13 protein-coding genes are annotated in these 15,309 nt (G+C 50.3%); 7 read left to right on the top strand and 6 right to left on the bottom strand.

From position 1 onward, the window contains the following. Window positions 1-47 precede the first annotated feature (47 nt). The 3 genes from exuR (at window position 48) to YC6258_RS12355 (ending at window position 2,559) form a co-directional block, all read left to right on the top strand. On the top strand, window positions 48-833 hold the full coding sequence (exuR, locus tag YC6258_RS12365; RefSeq protein ID WP_044619993.1) for a transcriptional regulator ExuR: 786 nt from the start codon (window positions 48-50) through the stop codon (window positions 831-833). A gap of 623 nt (window positions 834-1,456) precedes the next feature. Beyond that, entirely contained in the window at window positions 1,457-1,912 is a 456-nt protein-coding gene (locus YC6258_RS12360) for a hypothetical protein (protein WP_044617263.1), read from the top strand. A 20-nt stretch (window positions 1,913-1,932) separates the two neighbouring features. Beyond that, window positions 1,933-2,559 (top strand): hypothetical protein, encoded by a 627-nt coding sequence (locus YC6258_RS12355; protein WP_044617262.1) that lies wholly within the window; start codon window positions 1,933-1,935, stop codon window positions 2,557-2,559. A gap of 8 nt (window positions 2,560-2,567) precedes the next feature. Here the strand turns inward: YC6258_RS12355 and fepB are convergent, their stop codons facing one another. Beyond that, window positions 2,568-3,611 (bottom strand): Fe2+-enterobactin ABC transporter substrate-binding protein, encoded by a 1,044-nt coding sequence (gene fepB / locus YC6258_RS12350; protein ID WP_082070685.1) that lies wholly within the window; start codon window positions 3,609-3,611, stop codon window positions 2,568-2,570. Between the two features lie 198 nt (window positions 3,612-3,809). Between fepB and YC6258_RS12345 the strand changes: the two genes are divergently transcribed. From YC6258_RS12345 to dhbA, 4 genes are all read left to right on the top strand, one after another. After that, the gene (locus YC6258_RS12345; RefSeq protein ID WP_082070684.1) at window positions 3,810-4,997 is read left to right on the top strand and encodes an isochorismate synthase; all 1,188 of its coding nucleotides are present in this window, start codon (window positions 3,810-3,812) and stop codon (window positions 4,995-4,997) included. 3 nt (window positions 4,998-5,000) lie between these two features. After that, on the top strand, window positions 5,001-6,659 hold the full coding sequence (locus YC6258_RS12340; RefSeq protein WP_044617260.1) for a (2,3-dihydroxybenzoyl)adenylate synthase: 1,659 nt from the start codon (window positions 5,001-5,003) through the stop codon (window positions 6,657-6,659). 85 nt (window positions 6,660-6,744) lie between these two features. After that, window positions 6,745-7,617 (top strand): isochorismatase family protein, encoded by an 873-nt coding sequence (locus tag YC6258_RS12335; RefSeq protein ID WP_044617259.1) that lies wholly within the window; start codon window positions 6,745-6,747, stop codon window positions 7,615-7,617. Between the two features lie 2 nt (window positions 7,618-7,619). After that, the gene (gene dhbA, locus YC6258_RS12330; RefSeq protein ID WP_044617258.1) at window positions 7,620-8,378 is read left to right on the top strand and encodes a 2,3-dihydro-2,3-dihydroxybenzoate dehydrogenase; all 759 of its coding nucleotides are present in this window, start codon (window positions 7,620-7,622) and stop codon (window positions 8,376-8,378) included. Window positions 8,379-8,461: 83 nt separating this feature from the next. Here dhbA and YC6258_RS30605 read toward each other — a convergent pair whose 3' ends face one another. From YC6258_RS30605 to YC6258_RS12300, 5 genes are all read right to left on the bottom strand, one after another. Continuing rightward, window positions 8,462-10,609 (bottom strand): glycoside hydrolase family 5 protein, encoded by a 2,148-nt coding sequence (locus YC6258_RS30605; protein WP_052830242.1) that lies wholly within the window; start codon window positions 10,607-10,609, stop codon window positions 8,462-8,464. Window positions 10,610-11,574: 965 nt separating this feature from the next. Next, window positions 11,575-12,399: a phosphodiesterase gene (locus YC6258_RS12315; RefSeq protein ID WP_044617257.1), complete on the bottom strand. Its 825-nt coding sequence runs from the start codon at window positions 12,397-12,399 to the stop codon at window positions 11,575-11,577. Then, a complete protein-coding gene (locus YC6258_RS12310; protein WP_044617256.1) occupies window positions 12,393-13,502 on the bottom strand; it encodes an ABC transporter ATP-binding protein in 1,110 nt (369 codons plus the stop codon). Before YC6258_RS12310 ends, YC6258_RS12315 begins: the two co-directional genes overlap by 7 nt. Before the next feature lie 87 nt (window positions 13,503-13,589). Further along, window positions 13,590-14,483, bottom strand: coding sequence for an ABC transporter permease (locus tag YC6258_RS12305; protein ID WP_082070683.1), 894 nt, complete (start codon window positions 14,481-14,483; stop codon window positions 13,590-13,592). 1 nt (window position 14,484) lies between these two features. Further along, the gene (locus YC6258_RS12300) at window positions 14,485-15,297 is read right to left on the bottom strand and encodes an ABC transporter permease (RefSeq protein ID WP_044617255.1); all 813 of its coding nucleotides are present in this window, start codon (window positions 15,295-15,297) and stop codon (window positions 14,485-14,487) included. Between the last annotated feature and the right edge of the window lie 12 nt (window positions 15,298-15,309).

Genomic DNA, 15,309 nt, shown 5'->3' with positions numbered 1-15,309 from the left:
CGTGACGCCGGATGAATGGGCAACAGTATTCTGTTCATGAGGAACATATGGTTACCATAGAACCTAAAAGGCTTTACCAGAAAGTCGCCAGCAACTTGAAAACACGGATTCTGAATCAGGAATACAACGTTGGCGACCGCCTACCGGCTGAACGTCTGCTGGCCGAGGAAATGGCTGTCAGCCGGACGGTTGTCAGAGAGGCCATCATCATGCTAGAGGTCGAAGGCATGGTAGAGGTGATCAAGGGTTCCGGTATTCACGTGGTATCCAATACTTCCCGTTATGAGCAGAATGAACCTGAGACAGCATCCGGGCAGAACGCCCTGATGACAGCCGGCCCATTCGAATTGCTACAGGCACGCCAGTTAATTGAAAGCAACATCGCTGAGTTTGCGGCAACCCAGGTTACCAAACAGGATGTCATGGAACTCATGAAAATTCAGGAGCTTTCGCGTAACGAAGACCGCGCCCGCGACTCTGAATGGGATAAGCTGTTTCACATTCAGGTAGCAAAGGCAACACAGAACTCGGTACTCGTCAGCGTGATCGAACAAATGTGGTCATATCGGGAACAAAATCCTTACTGGCGAAAACTCCATGAACACATTGAAGACAAAGACATGGACAGCTGGTGCCATGATCACGATCTGGTGCTTAAAGCACTACTGCGCAAAGACCCCGAAGCGGCCAAAACCGCCATGTGGCAACACCTGGAAAACACCAAGGAAATGCTATTCAAAGCCAGTACATTTGATGACGACATGGGAAATGACCGGTTCCTGTTTTCGGATAATCCGGTGATACACCTGAGCGGCCAGAACCGCCGCGGCTGATCCCGGCTATTTCCGATCAGCGAACACCTGCGTCAAAATATATATCTTCCAGTCCTGGCCTACCGGCTCCGCTTTTTATGTTTATCCATACTCACCCCCGTGCACTCTTCCCTTCCCGATGTTATTCGCACGGACAAATCCGCTCAGCTTTTTGTCATGACACAATGTTGTTTTTTTGGTCATAAAATTATCTTTATTAGTTGACTATATTTTTGCCGTACCTGATTAGGGTAATAACAGGGCATTTAAAATGAGTTCGTCGCAACACGGATGTTGCATTTGTGCCGCCAGAGATAATTCACAACGGATCTGAAGCAGGATGTATTTATAATTTCCTCCATCAGCACTCGTAATTATTGAAACCTTTAAAAATCATACCAATGTACAGGAATTTTGATTGACATATACATGTTACAATCTTCGACTCATACATTTGCCAGAATAATAAAATTAACGTCATGCGAATAATTCGCAATAAACCTATCAGATTCAAACTTCCGTTTAGAGCTTTATCGGACAATCCCTCAGGGTTATCAAAGCGATTATTCAACTTACGCGATTCCCTAACCGGACAAAAATTACTCTGTCAAAAATTTTTATCACACCAGTAATGGAGTTACACCATGAAAAAACAAGCACTGATGTTATTTACATCTGCCATCGTAGCATCCACATCCATAGGCGCCCAGGCAGTGGATCGGGTAACCTACACTGCCGACAAATCCACTCGCGGTACGACCGTTACCATTCCGGAATCCAAGGTCATAGAACTGTGTGGTGATCAGGATGGCTGCGAAGTCAGACTGGCCATGTATGACTGGGACGGACTGCGCCGCCGTGCTTCGCGGGAAACATTGTTTTTCTACAACCCTGACAACAGAAACTGGCGTGACTCCGTGGGCGACACCGCAGGTACATCCAGTAATAACGGCACTCAGCATGTCGAGCAGGCATGGGCATGTTATTTTACCGATGGTAAGTATGCAGACTGGACCAACCTGGGCGATGTTGATGGCAACTTTGGACTGTTGTCGTGGAACCAGTATGATGCGACCTGTGAAATCACACTGATCGATTGAGCAATGCGAGCAATCGTGTGATGAGACATCACACGCAGACCCGGCTGTATCTGACAGATATTGCCGGGTTAAAAAAAGGGGAGCAGATCATGGGCACTGGAAAGATTTATATTTTAAGCACAGCCATCATTTTTGGCGGTTTTCTGTTCTGGTATCGTCCGATAACACAAACACCTCATGATCAGTCGCCGGAAGACTTTCATGAAAATACCCTCAGCCGTGCTACACCAACCTCCTCACCAGAGTCTTTATTTGAAACAGCGACGATCACTCAAGATCAAAAACACGCCAGTTCTGAGCCCGAAACAAACGACGCCACCGTAGTCACAGAATTCACCGAACTCTCCCCCGTACCTGCTGACCCTGAAAGCACAGATCCTTACCTGGCTGCTACGGGTGAGCATGCCGATGAGGTCAATCTGGCTGTGGCTCCCTGTACCGACTCATGTGTCGGACCCGAAACAATAGCCATGCAGGCGAGTGGATATTTTGCCGAGCAGGTCAATGCCGAAGGCTTGCGGGAGCGGGCATTACTCGATGGTGCCATCGACCCTAATGCCGATCTCGGTATACCCTTAACGGACCAAAGCGACACCCCTCCTCCACCCACAGAGCTGGGTGAATATATCGTCATTGATAATTTGTGATACCGACTTCAGCGAATGGAAGCTGCAAACAACGTCTCAATCTGATTCAGCATATGACTGGAGCTGTAATAATCCAATCTGAAAGTATCCAGCCCCATTGCATACAACTGATCATTCCTGACCGCTGACACATGTGACAAAAAAGGATTCTGCTTCAATTGACTGATCATGGTGTCATCTGCCGCAAACAGCAGCAATGAAGCGCCATTCAGGCCATCGGCAAATTTTTCTCCAGACAGCTGAACAATATCATGACGCTTGCCCTGGCTCTCATTGCCACGTACGGATTCCGGAATGTCGGCGAGCGTAAACCCGAGATCTCCCAGTAGCCGCCCCTGCGCAGACTCCTCAGTCCATACGTTTGCACCACTACCATCCTCATAATACACCAGCGCTGTACTCGGTTGCGGCGGTAACTGTATTGCCTGACGTACATGGGCAACCCGTTGATCGTAAGCACGGATCAGTTCATCGGCATCCTCTTCGTGACCAGAGATCTCGCCAAACAAACGAGCCAGTTGCTGCCAGCTTTTATCGTCATAACTGACGACCATGGTTGGAGCCACTGATGCCAGCTGATCATAGAGCTTTAGTGCCGAATCACCTCCGGTGGCGGCAATAATAATCAGGTCGGGGTTCACACTGACAATGGCTTCAGCGTTGGGCTCCATTTGATACAGCGGCTTTAATCCTCGCTCTTGTGCAACTGTTGACCACTGCCGGAAAAAACCGTGCTGGTCAGCGACGGCGGTATTGGCATTCGTGCCACCACTGGCAATCACCGGGGCATTGATCGCCAGCAAGGACCCGGTCAATGTGACACTGGTTGAGACAATTCGAAGGGGTGGCTGATTCAAAGTGACTTCTCCCGCAATGGTCGAAAAAGTTCGCGGCCAACCTTCAATATCTGCCACTGGTAATGCTGAGTTCTTATCCTCATTCGCAGAATGGCAACCGGCAAGCAAGCAGACAAACCACAACACGGTGAACCGGCTGGTAAGTAACGTTACTGTCCGACTCCAGGCATCAACGCTCACGATCGTGTTTAACATAACCACCTTAATTTGACTCCCTATCAATAATGTTCTGAGACAGAAAAACGCGCCGGGGAATCTCTCAATTGTTCCTTAAAAGTACCGTGAGTAGATTCAACGCAAACATGTCATGCATGAAATTTTCGCATTTCTCTTCTTTATTTTAATGATAATGATTCTTATAATCATTAAAAATTTATGAACAGGAGCCAGCTTGTGGATATTCTCGCCTCTTCGTCACACTTGGATCTCGCCGAAATCCTTGCCAATGATCCCACCACATTCCTGTTCATGTCAGAACATCGAAAGGTGCGAACATCAGGTGCAATCGCGCATATTACTGCCCGTGCGGAAGGTGGGGTCGACAAAGACAGCCCCTTACAGATGGCCGTTGCAGAGGCATTTCAGAGAGCCAGAGAGCTAGGCCAGAAGAATCCGATCGTCATTGGCGCAATCCCATTTGATGTTTCACAACCCTCCGCTCTGACCGTTCCGGAATGGTATGAATTCATGCCACATATGGCGGTCAACACCAACCAGTCGGTCAAACTCGAACCGCTGACAGTCAGCGAATATCGTTATCAACCGAATCATTCTGACTTCAAAAACATGATCAGCGAAGCAGTACAACGATTAAAACAAGGGCAACTGGAGAAGGTCGTACTGTCGCGCATACTGGAACTGGACCTGAGTCAGGCAGTAGATTGCAATGCCATCTTACAAAACCTCATCGTCCAAAACCCTGCGGTGTATCAATTTCGCATACCACTCGGCAATAACAATACTCTCATTGGCGCCAGCCCGGAATTATTGGTCCGCAAACAAAAAAACAGCATCACAACCAATCCCCTGGCCGGCACCTGCAAGCGCATGGCAGACCCACAACAGGACCATCTCAATGCTCAGCGGTTATGGCAATCCACCAAAGATCAACACGAACACCGGCTGGTCATCGATACGTTACGGACACAACTGAGCCCGCTATGTGACCAACTGGATATTCCCGCCCAGCCGGAACTGATACAAACATCCAATCTCTGGCATCTATCCACCCGGATTCAAGCCACACTCAAAGAGCCGGCCACCAACGCATTACAAATTGCCTGTCTGCTACATCCCACCCCGGCGTTATGCGGCTCGCCAGCAGTGACCGCAAAACAACTCATTGATGAACTGGAACCCCATGACCGCGGCCTGTTCAGTGGCATTGTTGGCTGGTGTGACAGCGAAGGAAACGGTGAATGGGCGGTCACCATCCGCTGCGGTCTGGTTCAGGCAAAACGCATTCGTTTGTTTGCCGGGGCCGGTATCGTGGCAGATTCAGACCCGGAATCGGAGTGGCAGGAGACCGGTGCCAAACTGGGCACCATGCTGAATGCTTTCAATATTCATAATGGAGAATGACCCATGCCTATCGCATTCACCCCCTGGCCAGACGAGTTTGCGCAGCGCTATCGAGACAAGGGTTATTGGAACGATCAGCCATTAACAGATATTCTGAACCACGGTCACGACGACCATACCGCCATCATCTCAGCAGACAAACGTTACACCTATTCAGAACTGCGTTATTACTCCCAGCGGTTGGCCCGCCAGCTCCTTAAACGGGGCGTGCGCCATGGTGACACCGCCATTATCCAATTACCGAATGAAGCTGATTTCTATGTCGCCTACTTCGCTGCATTGTATGCCGGCATCGTACCGGTCAACGCGCTGTTCAGCCATAACCGCCATGAACTGCTGGCCTATGCCCAACAACTTCAACCACGATTGCTGATCGCATCGAGCCAGCATCCACTGTTCACGAACACAACGTTTATTCAGGAACTGGCGGCGGCAACACCGGATCTGTCGACCGTTATTATTGATGGCGGGGCTGATTTTGCAGAAGATCTGCAAACGTTGCTGCATGAGGATTACACCACATCAGAACCCCTGCCCCAGCCGACAGCAGCCGATCAAGTGGCGTTCTTCCAGCTGTCCGGCGGCAGTACCGGCACCCCCAAACTGATTCCGCGCACCCACAACGATTACTATTACAGTATCCGCCGCAGTGTGGAGTTATGTGGCGTCACCGCCGCAACGGTTTATCTGTGCGCGTTGCCGGCGGGGCACAACTATCCTATGAGTTCACCTGGCGCACTAGGCATCTTTTTTGCCGGCGGCACAGTCGTTATGGCCGCCAGTCCGGACGCCAGCAATTGTTTTGATTTGATCCAACAACACCAGGTCAACATGACCGCACTGGTTCCACCGGCGGTAGCACTATGGTTACTGGCCGCGCCGGAACACCGCGACCAGCTCAACAGCCTGAAATTATTACAGGTTGGCGGCGCCAAACTCAGTGAAACGCTGGCACGACGAATTCCGGCAGAACTGGGATGTCAGTTACAACAGGTACTGGGCATGGCTGAAGGGCTGGTGAACTACACGCGCCTGAACGATCCGGATGAACTGGTGTACAGCACCCAGGGCTGCCCGATGTCTGCTGACGATGAAGTTCGCATTGTAGATCAATATGGTCAACCGGTGGCCGATGGTGAAATCGGCGAACTCACCACCCGTGGCCCCTACACCATTCGCGGTTACTACAACGCGCCGGAACACAATGCCAGGGTTTTCGATGCCGACGGTTTTTATCATTCCGGTGATCTGGTCCGCCGCAATGATCGTGGTTATCTGCAGGTGGTCGGTCGGGACAAAGATCAAATCAACCGTGGGGGCGAAAAAATCGCCGCCGAAGAAGTGGAAAATCTACTGCTAAAACATACCGCCATCACCCATGTCGCACTGGTGGCCATGGCCGATGACAATATGGGGGAAAAAAGCTGCGCCTTCATCGTTCTTCAGAATGGTCAGGAGGTGCCCAAACCCATTGTCCTGCGCAAGTATCTGCGCGGCCAGGGTATTGCCGAATACAAACTGCCTGATCATTTTGAATTCATTGACCAATTGCCGCTCACCCATGTTGGCAAACCGGACAAAGTCCGCTTACGGGCCATGATCGAAGCGAAACAGCAACAACCGCGTCGCGATACCAAAGCAATCCCTGAAGCACAGCAATAGTTTTTATCCGGCACGAAAACGGGCCGCTTTCAGAGGCCCCTCGTTTCATCGAATCCTGATCAACAGAATAATTTAAGGAGTCACCATGTCCATTCCCTCACTAACCGATTACTCCATGCCAACAACGGAATCGCTGCCAGCCAACAAGGTGAACTGGTCACTGGAGCCAGCCAAAGCGGTGTTGCTAATCCACGATATGCAGGATTATTTTTTAAAGTTTTATCCACATGATTCCCGGCTGATCCGTCAGTTGATCGAGAATATCGATACCCTGAAAACATTTTGCCGGCAACACGAAATACCCGTGGTCTACACCGCCCAGCCGGATAACCAGTCGCCCAGGGACAGAGCATTGCTCAACGACATGTGGGGAGCTGGTGTCAATGACCATGCCGGACTGAAAAAGATCTGTGCTGCGCTGACACCTGACTCTCATGATACGGTACTGGTTAAGTGGCGCTACAGTGCGTTTCAACGCTCTATTCTGGAAAACATGATGAAAGAACTGGGTCGGGACCAGCTGATCATTTGCGGCATTTATGGTCATATCGGTTGCATGATAACAGCGGTGGACGCCTTCATGCGCGATATCAAACCGTTTATGGTTGCCGATGCCATTGCCGACTTCAGCGAACAGGACCATCGCATGGCACTCAATTATGTTGCCACCCGCGCCGGCACCGTGATCAGCACAACGGCCATTGTCGAGTCTGGAGAAAAACGTTCGCAACTAACCCTGGCTCAGCTTAAAGCCCAGCTGCTGTCTGCCATCGACGAAAATGAGGATGATTTTGACGCCGATGAAAATCTGGTCGACTATGGACTGGATTCCGTGCAAATGATGAGCATGGTCAATGACTGGCGCAAACAGGGAATTGAAATCAACTTTGCCGAACTGGCTAAAAATCCCAGCCTGAATGCCTGGTGGAAACTGATCGGCGAAAAACAGGCAGGATGACCATGACAGAACTGGATTTCAGCGGCCAAAGCATCTGGGTAACCGGTGCCGGACGCGGTATTGGGTTTGCCACCGCGCAGCGTTTTACCGAATTGGGGGCAGTGGTCACCGGCCTGGATCGCAACTTTGATAAACCCGAAAAATACCCATTTCACTGCCAGTCTCTGGATCTCAGCAATGCGGACCAGGTCGCGGCGGGATGCGATAACATTCTGTCTCAACGACCGCAGATTCACGGCCTGATCAATGCAGCCGGCATTCTCCATACCGGATCCACGGAAAACATTTCCAGACAGGCCTGGCAGGATTGTTTTAATGTCAATGTCGGTGCGGCCTTCAATCTGTTTCAGCAACTGATCCCGCAATTCAAACGGCAACGCCGTGGCAGTATTGTTACGGTCAGCTCCAACGCCGCACATGTTCCAAGGATGCAGATGTCTGCTTACTGTGCCTCCAAAGCCGCCCTGACCAGCCTGAATCACTGCGTGGCGCTGGAACTTGCCGGCTACAACGTCCGTTGCAATGTGGTGTCGCCCGGTTCAACAGATACCGATATGCAACGTTCTCTATGGCATACACCGGATGCCAGACAGCAAACCATCAACGGCTTTCCGGATCAGTACAAACTGGGTATTCCTCTGGGCAAAATCGCCACTGCAGATGAAATTGCCAATACCATTGTATTTCTGGCATCAGATATGGCCAGTCATATCACCATGCAAGACATCATTGTGGATGGCGGCGCAACGTTTTATCGATAAGGGTTTGATTAAAAGGTAAGAATCTGCAGGATTGAAGAATTGAGCAGGGGCGGCCTGCTGGCCGCCCCTTTCGGTTATCTGACTTACTTATTGTACTGCCAGAATTTATACAACAGTTCTGTTTTCCGGTCATCGAAAATACTGCCGCCACTACCATCACCCCAGGTACCCCATTGGTCCTTGGCGGTAATCGGATCATATTTGGTTTTGATCCAACCGTAGGTATCGGCCGATTCAGGGTTGATAGACCAGTAACAGGCATGAATATTGTTATCCATCATGTAGTTAACAAATTTATGTTGCCACTGAGCATCGACATCCGTTTTGATATGGGACCACTGATCCTTAACAGCCTGAGAGGATTTGCTCATCGGCCAATCCATGTTGCCCCCAAATTCACCCACAACCACCGCATAGCCCTGATCTCTCAGGAAACCAAAATGCTGGTGCCAGCTTTTACGCAACTTATTGGAATCAATCACGATGTTACAGTCTTTGGCAGCTGCTTCATCACCTTCCAAACCTTCACATTCGGATTGCGCCGAATCCAAAAAATGAGACTGAACATATACAGACGGACCATAAGTGTGTGGTGCCAGCACCAACCGGTCTTTAGGAATGTTCAGAGGATCGGAAGCAAATCCATAGAGACTCTCACCCCAGTTGGGTCTGAATTCTTCTGACGGACCAAACTCGCTCTTGGTTCCAATACCTTCGACAAACACCAGAAGATCATTGTTCACTGAGTTAACGGCACCATAAGCTTTCTCAGCCAGTGTACTCCATTCGCTCCAGGTGTAATCCCATGGTTCATTGAAAATATCGATACCGATAACATTGTCGATATTCAGTTCAGCCGGTAATTGAGCCAGTTTCTGTAAGTCAGCCAACCATTTGTTTTCATCATAGGCACGCACATTCATAGTCACCGTACGACCATCTTTCAGGGTGACCTGTTTGCCCTGATCCGCTGAGTTACAGGACCAATCTTCACGGGTAAATTCATAGCCGATCCGGTCTGCATCAGTCCATGGTGGCGCAGCGTCAATACGACCCGCACGCCAGCCCACATAGCTGGAACATGAATGCATATCCAACAATACTTTGATGTCGTATTTATCAGCTGTCACCAAAAATTCCTGCAAACCATCCAGGGAATTTTCCTGCTGTATGCTCGGATGATTTTTCAATGCCCCACCATTTTTCTGCGAAGCATCCCCCATTCCTTGTGGATCTGTTGGGTCAAGTGTTTCAGGTGAAACCGGCAACCGGACCATATTGATACCCATGGCCTTGATTTCCTGCATATCGCTGTCCAGCGAGCGGCCTGACCCCTGACTGCCGTTAAACCACCACATGTTGCCGAGGTACAATTCCATGGCAGCACCATCGGCATTATTATCTCCGTTCTTGGGCTCCTGCTGACCTTCCAGACCAAACCAGTTACCGCAACGCAACGGCATAACCTGGCCGTCCTCGGTGATATTACCGTTCTGATCCACACGGAATTTTCCCGGTAATGAGGTACTGTTATTGACCGGTGTTACCACAGGATAACTGTCTTCCCATTCACTGGCATACTCTCCCGAGATAGTATCGTTCGGGTCTTTATCGCCATTAGATCCGCCGTTGTCGGAGCCACCGTTATCGGAACCGCCATTGTCAGATCCACCGTTATCGGAACCACCGTTGTCAGATCCACCGTTATCGGAACCGCCATTGTCAGAGCCGCCGTTATCGGAACCACCGTTGTCAGATCCGCCGTTATCGGAGCCACCGTTGTCAGATCCGCCGTTATCGGAACCACCGTTGTCAGATCCGCCGTTATCGGAACCACCGTTGTCAGATCCGCCGTTATCGGAGCCGCCATTGTCAGATCCGCCGTTATCGGAACCGCCATTGTCAGATCCACCGTTATCGGAACCACCGTTGTCAGATCCGCCGTTATCGGAACCGCCATTGTCAGATCCACCGTTATCGGAACCACCGTTGTTAGATCCGCCGTTGTCAGATCCGCCGTTATCAGATCCGCCGTTGTCAGAGCCGGAACCATCACCGGTATTGCCACCGTTGGTATTACCCGTATCGGTAACCGGGCCACTATTACTGCCGCCGTCACTACCGCTGGAAGAATTGGTTCCGCGATCAATGTTGATATCACACGCACTCAACGCCAATGAGATCATGGCAATTGAGGTACTCAGGCCAATTTTCTTAAATGTGATGCCCATGCTTTCCTCGTTATCAAAAGACTTTTTAAAGCGAATTCCCTAACAACAGAATCCTTACTACGCAAACCGGTTGATAATTTCGTACTCGCCACATCGCTATCAGCGAAGACATCATGACAGGGTTTCACCAATCAGGAGGACACAATCAACATTCCGCTCTGCATCCTGATTCTGCTACATAAAACCTGGATAGCCGAAAACACCACTACGTGGTACAGCTAAAATCCGTAATAGGAAATTACCCAAACCGATTTATTGTTCTTCATAAACACTGTATTTCTATTTAATGCTAAATCTATTTTTGATAGAACCGGGTTTTTTCCAAATCGATAAGCCTGTCACTTATCATTTGATCAGAACTGATAAACCTGTCACCTTTCGCTTTACAAAACGCCAAATACTTTTTTAAAAACACAACCAAAAATCATCCATAAGAAAATTAACACCAAAACTAAAAAGTGATTTTATGCCTCACAGATCACACTCAACTTAAAACAAAGTATCATTATTGCCCCAAACAAATGATTACCATCAAAACAAAAATGATAATTTCCTCACAAAACATCAGCACCTGATAGCCCCGTCAGGTTGTTTTTTGATCCGAAAATTCGAGTTCAGGCGCAGAATTGCCGTTCATCGTGGTCTCCTCACGATTCCCTTTTTACCTCAAAGGTAGAGTGAGGAACGCCGGTGAGAGAACTGACAGGGCAAACGCCTGCTCAAAGCCGCTAAAGCAGGTCGTGGACTGAGGGGATAGCTAGGGAATCTCTGAAAAATGGACTATTTTCGCGCAGGACGTTGTCAGCCCCTGTCTCACATCCTCATTTACGCCAGTAAACTGCGGTGTTGCGAGTGGTTTACTGGCCTGCATCAAAACTATTCCTGTTTTTCAGAGGCCCCCTAGAGACATTGAGGGAGGTGACTAAACGATTAACCCGGCAACCAAACAAATCGCCGGGCCTGGACTAATCAATAAGCTTGTTATGCTCATCAAAGAAAGGGTAGGGCCCCTGAATTTCTCCTGCCTTACGAATATAACTTATGTGACTAACAATACTGTCCGGAGTCAGTTTGAACAGCTGAATCGCGGGGGCTTCCAATGAAAAACTGGAAGGCGCATCAGCACGTAGATCCAGAGTGACCGCATGGCTGTGGGACGGGCCGACCCAGACCGGCAGACCATGCCAGGTACCATAGACCGGTCGATGCAGATGCCCGACCACAAGCCCTTTCACCTGCGGATGATGACGTACCACCTGCCAAAGATCATCATCATTGAGCAGTTTTTGCACATCCATATGCCCTAACCCCACTGCCAACGGAGGATGATGTAAAAACAGCAATGTCGGGCAATCAGGTGACTCCACCAGACGATCCGCCAACCATAGCAACGAAGCCGCTGTTACATGCCCATGGGGTTTTCCGGGCACGGATGAATCCAACCCGATCAACCGGTAACCACCCGCGGATTGTACAAAATGGCAATAGTCATCATGGTCAAAAGTCACAAAACCTGCGAACGCCTCGCGCAATGCAGCACGGTGATCATGATTCCCTGGAATAACCTTCACCGGCATATTCAGTTGTTTTAACTCGGGCACCAACACTGCATATTCATCCGGCCGGCCGAAGTCACCCAGATCTCCCGTCACAACCACCCAGTCCGGCTGGGGCTGCAAGGCATTAATGTGCGCCACAGCCGCTCTTAAACATTGAAGAGTATCGACTTTTTGATACGCTATTTTGCCGCCTTTCTTGATGTGAAGATCCGTCAGCTGTGCGATTAACATGATGCACTCCTGTCTGACAGCATCGGCAACATCACCAAGCGTGAAGGAGGAATCGCCAGTCCCACGGTTTCTCCCTGTTGATAAACACGACGCTCAAAACAGTCCACATAGATGCAATCGGCTACTCCGGCCACCTCTACCAAAAGGCGTGTCCGATCCCCCAGAAAGACGCTTTGCGTCACACGTCCCTGCAGCGTCGCTTCTGCGCCATCGATGATCCGAATATCTTCCGGACGGGCCATACACTGAACCGGCGCACCATCACTTAATACGCCTTCCCGCACCGCCGGCCATAAGGATTCCGGCAATGGCATCGACTGCTGATCAAAGTGCAGATGCCGGCCGTTCAGTCGTCCTGAGAAATGATTCATGTGGCCGATGAAGTTCGCTACAAACGCGCTGTTGGGCGCATGATAGATGTCTTGCGCTGAGCCAATCTGAACGATTTCACCGTGGTCCAGCACCGCAATCCGATCTCCCATCGCCATGGCTTCTTCCTGATCGTGGGTCACATAAACCGCAGTAATCCCCAAGCGCTTCAACAGCGCATTGATGTCCGTGCGCAAACGTTTTTTCAGGAACGCGTCCAGCGCCGATAAAGGTTCATCGAGCAATAACACTTCCGGCTCGGTAACGATGGCGCGTGCCAGGGCGACACGCTGGCGCTGCCCACCGGAAAGCTGATCAATATGCCGATGGGCATAGGGTTGCAGATCAAACAAAGCCAGCATTTCTTCAATCTTTTGTGCCCGGAGGGCCTTGCTCTCACCACGAACACGCAAACCATAGCCGATGTTTTCACTGACGTTCATATTGGGAAACAGCGCATAAGACTGAAAAACCATGCCCACCCGACGTTGCTCAATGGCAATGTTGGTGACATCGCGATCACCAAATAGAATCTGCCCACCCGGATCACAAAACTCCAATCCCGCAATCAAACGCAAGGTCGTTGTTTTGCCGCAACCGGACGGGCCGAGCAATACCAGAATTTCGCCTTTTTCGATATGCAGATTCTGTGGTTTTAAGGCAACCGTGCCATCTGCAAAAGTTTTCTGCACGTGTTTCAAAGTAATGGCCACACTGGCCTGAGCGTTGTTCATTGGACACCAAAATCGTTGTATCTGGGTAAATCGTTATCATCCTAAGCCATTCGCTCAGGACACTATCTGGATCGTGAGCGGTATTGCCTATCGCCCCTTGGATGAACTGTCATTCAGGGCTTGCACAAGAGCGCTCCGGAACCGGCATACCCGCGCCGGATCGATTGGACCCCCGACCTCCTCAACGACATGCTTCAGAGCTGTCCTGGGTTTACGGTTAAACCATTGCGCCGCCACCAACAGCGGCAAAATCATAGCGAGGAAAATCAGGGTATAAGCGGAACTCACCTCCAGGCGCATGGAGGCGTATGAATCTGCCAGTCCAACCGGTAGCGTCTTGGTCAGCGGCGTATGCAGCATCCAGGTCAGATTGAATTCGCCGGCAGATAAGGTCAGCGTCATCAACACGCCACTGATAATGCCGGTCTTGCAGTTCGGCACAATGACGTGAAAAAACCGCTGCCAAAAACCGGCTCCAAGGCTGGCGGCACCCTCTTCCAGAATACGGAAATTAATACTCTGCAGCACCGCCAGAACCGACTTCACCATAAACGGCAAAGTAAACACCACATGCCCGATCAGGATGAAATACCAGCTCATGCGCAGCGCACTGAATCCGCCATACACCGACAACAGACCCAACGCAATGGCCATTCCCGGAACGGCTATCGGCAAGGTGAGGCACTCATCCAGCCAGGCTGAGAAGCGGCTGCGTGTTCGTGCCAGGTAGTAGGCACACGGCACCCCCACACAGAGATTCACCAGAGTGGTTGTCAGGGCAATCAATAACGTCAGCCAGATGGTGTCGGCATACAGATCCCATACCTGGATCAACCAACGCAACGTAAGGCCACTGGAAATACCAACGAAGTAATTATTGGTCAGGCCGGCCGTTATCGACATCAGCACCGGTACAATCAGAAACGCACACACCAGCAAGGTAAAACCCAGCTGCAGGTAAAACACGACTCCTTTTTTCATATCATGCCCCCATTGCCAACGACGCACCGCCTTGACGACGGGCAACGGCCAGACATAACCACGTCATAAACCCCAACAACAGGCTTAAAGCCGCCGCCATGGCGAAGTTGGCATTGAGAGTAAACTCACTGTAGATCGTCATGGGTAATACATTCAGATCCGTCGCCAGAGTGAACGCAGTACCGAATGCGCCCATGGACGTTGCAAAACAAATCGAGCCGGATGAAATCAAACCCGGCATCAGCGCCGGTAAAGTAATGTCACGCAACATCTGCCAGCGATTGGCCCCTAACGAGCGACCGGCTTCAATCAGATTAAGATCCAGTTTCTCGGCCGCGCCCATGACCGTTAACACCACACGGGGAATGGAAAAATAAAGATAGCCCACAAACAAACCGGAAATGGAATAGGCAAAAGTCCAGCGTTCACCCACCAGTGCCAGCCCCAGCTCAGCAAACAACCCCTGCCGGCCAGCGAGCATGATGACAAAGAAACCAATCACCACTCCGGGAAACACCAGTGGAAAGCCCAGCATCGCCACCAGCACCGCTTTTCCCGGAAACTCATGGCGGGTCAAAAACAACCCCACCACCGTGGCGATGATCAGGCTTGCCAGTGTCACCGTGACGGATAACCACAGCGTTGACCACAAACTTTCCAGGTAAACCGGCTTGGTGAGAATGTACCAATAACTGATAGCATGCTGATCAGTGATGGATAACCACAACAGCATCATCATCGGCAAAACAAAGAACGCCACACAAATGATTAACGCGGGAATCATCAAAAAAACATACGGACGTTTATGCGTCATAAGACAAATTTG

This window comes from Gynuella sunshinyii YC6258, assembly GCF_000940805.1.
GTDB lineage: Bacteria > Pseudomonadota > Gammaproteobacteria > Pseudomonadales > Natronospirillaceae > Gynuella > Gynuella sunshinyii.
This window is presented reverse-complemented; position numbering and strand designations above follow the sequence as displayed.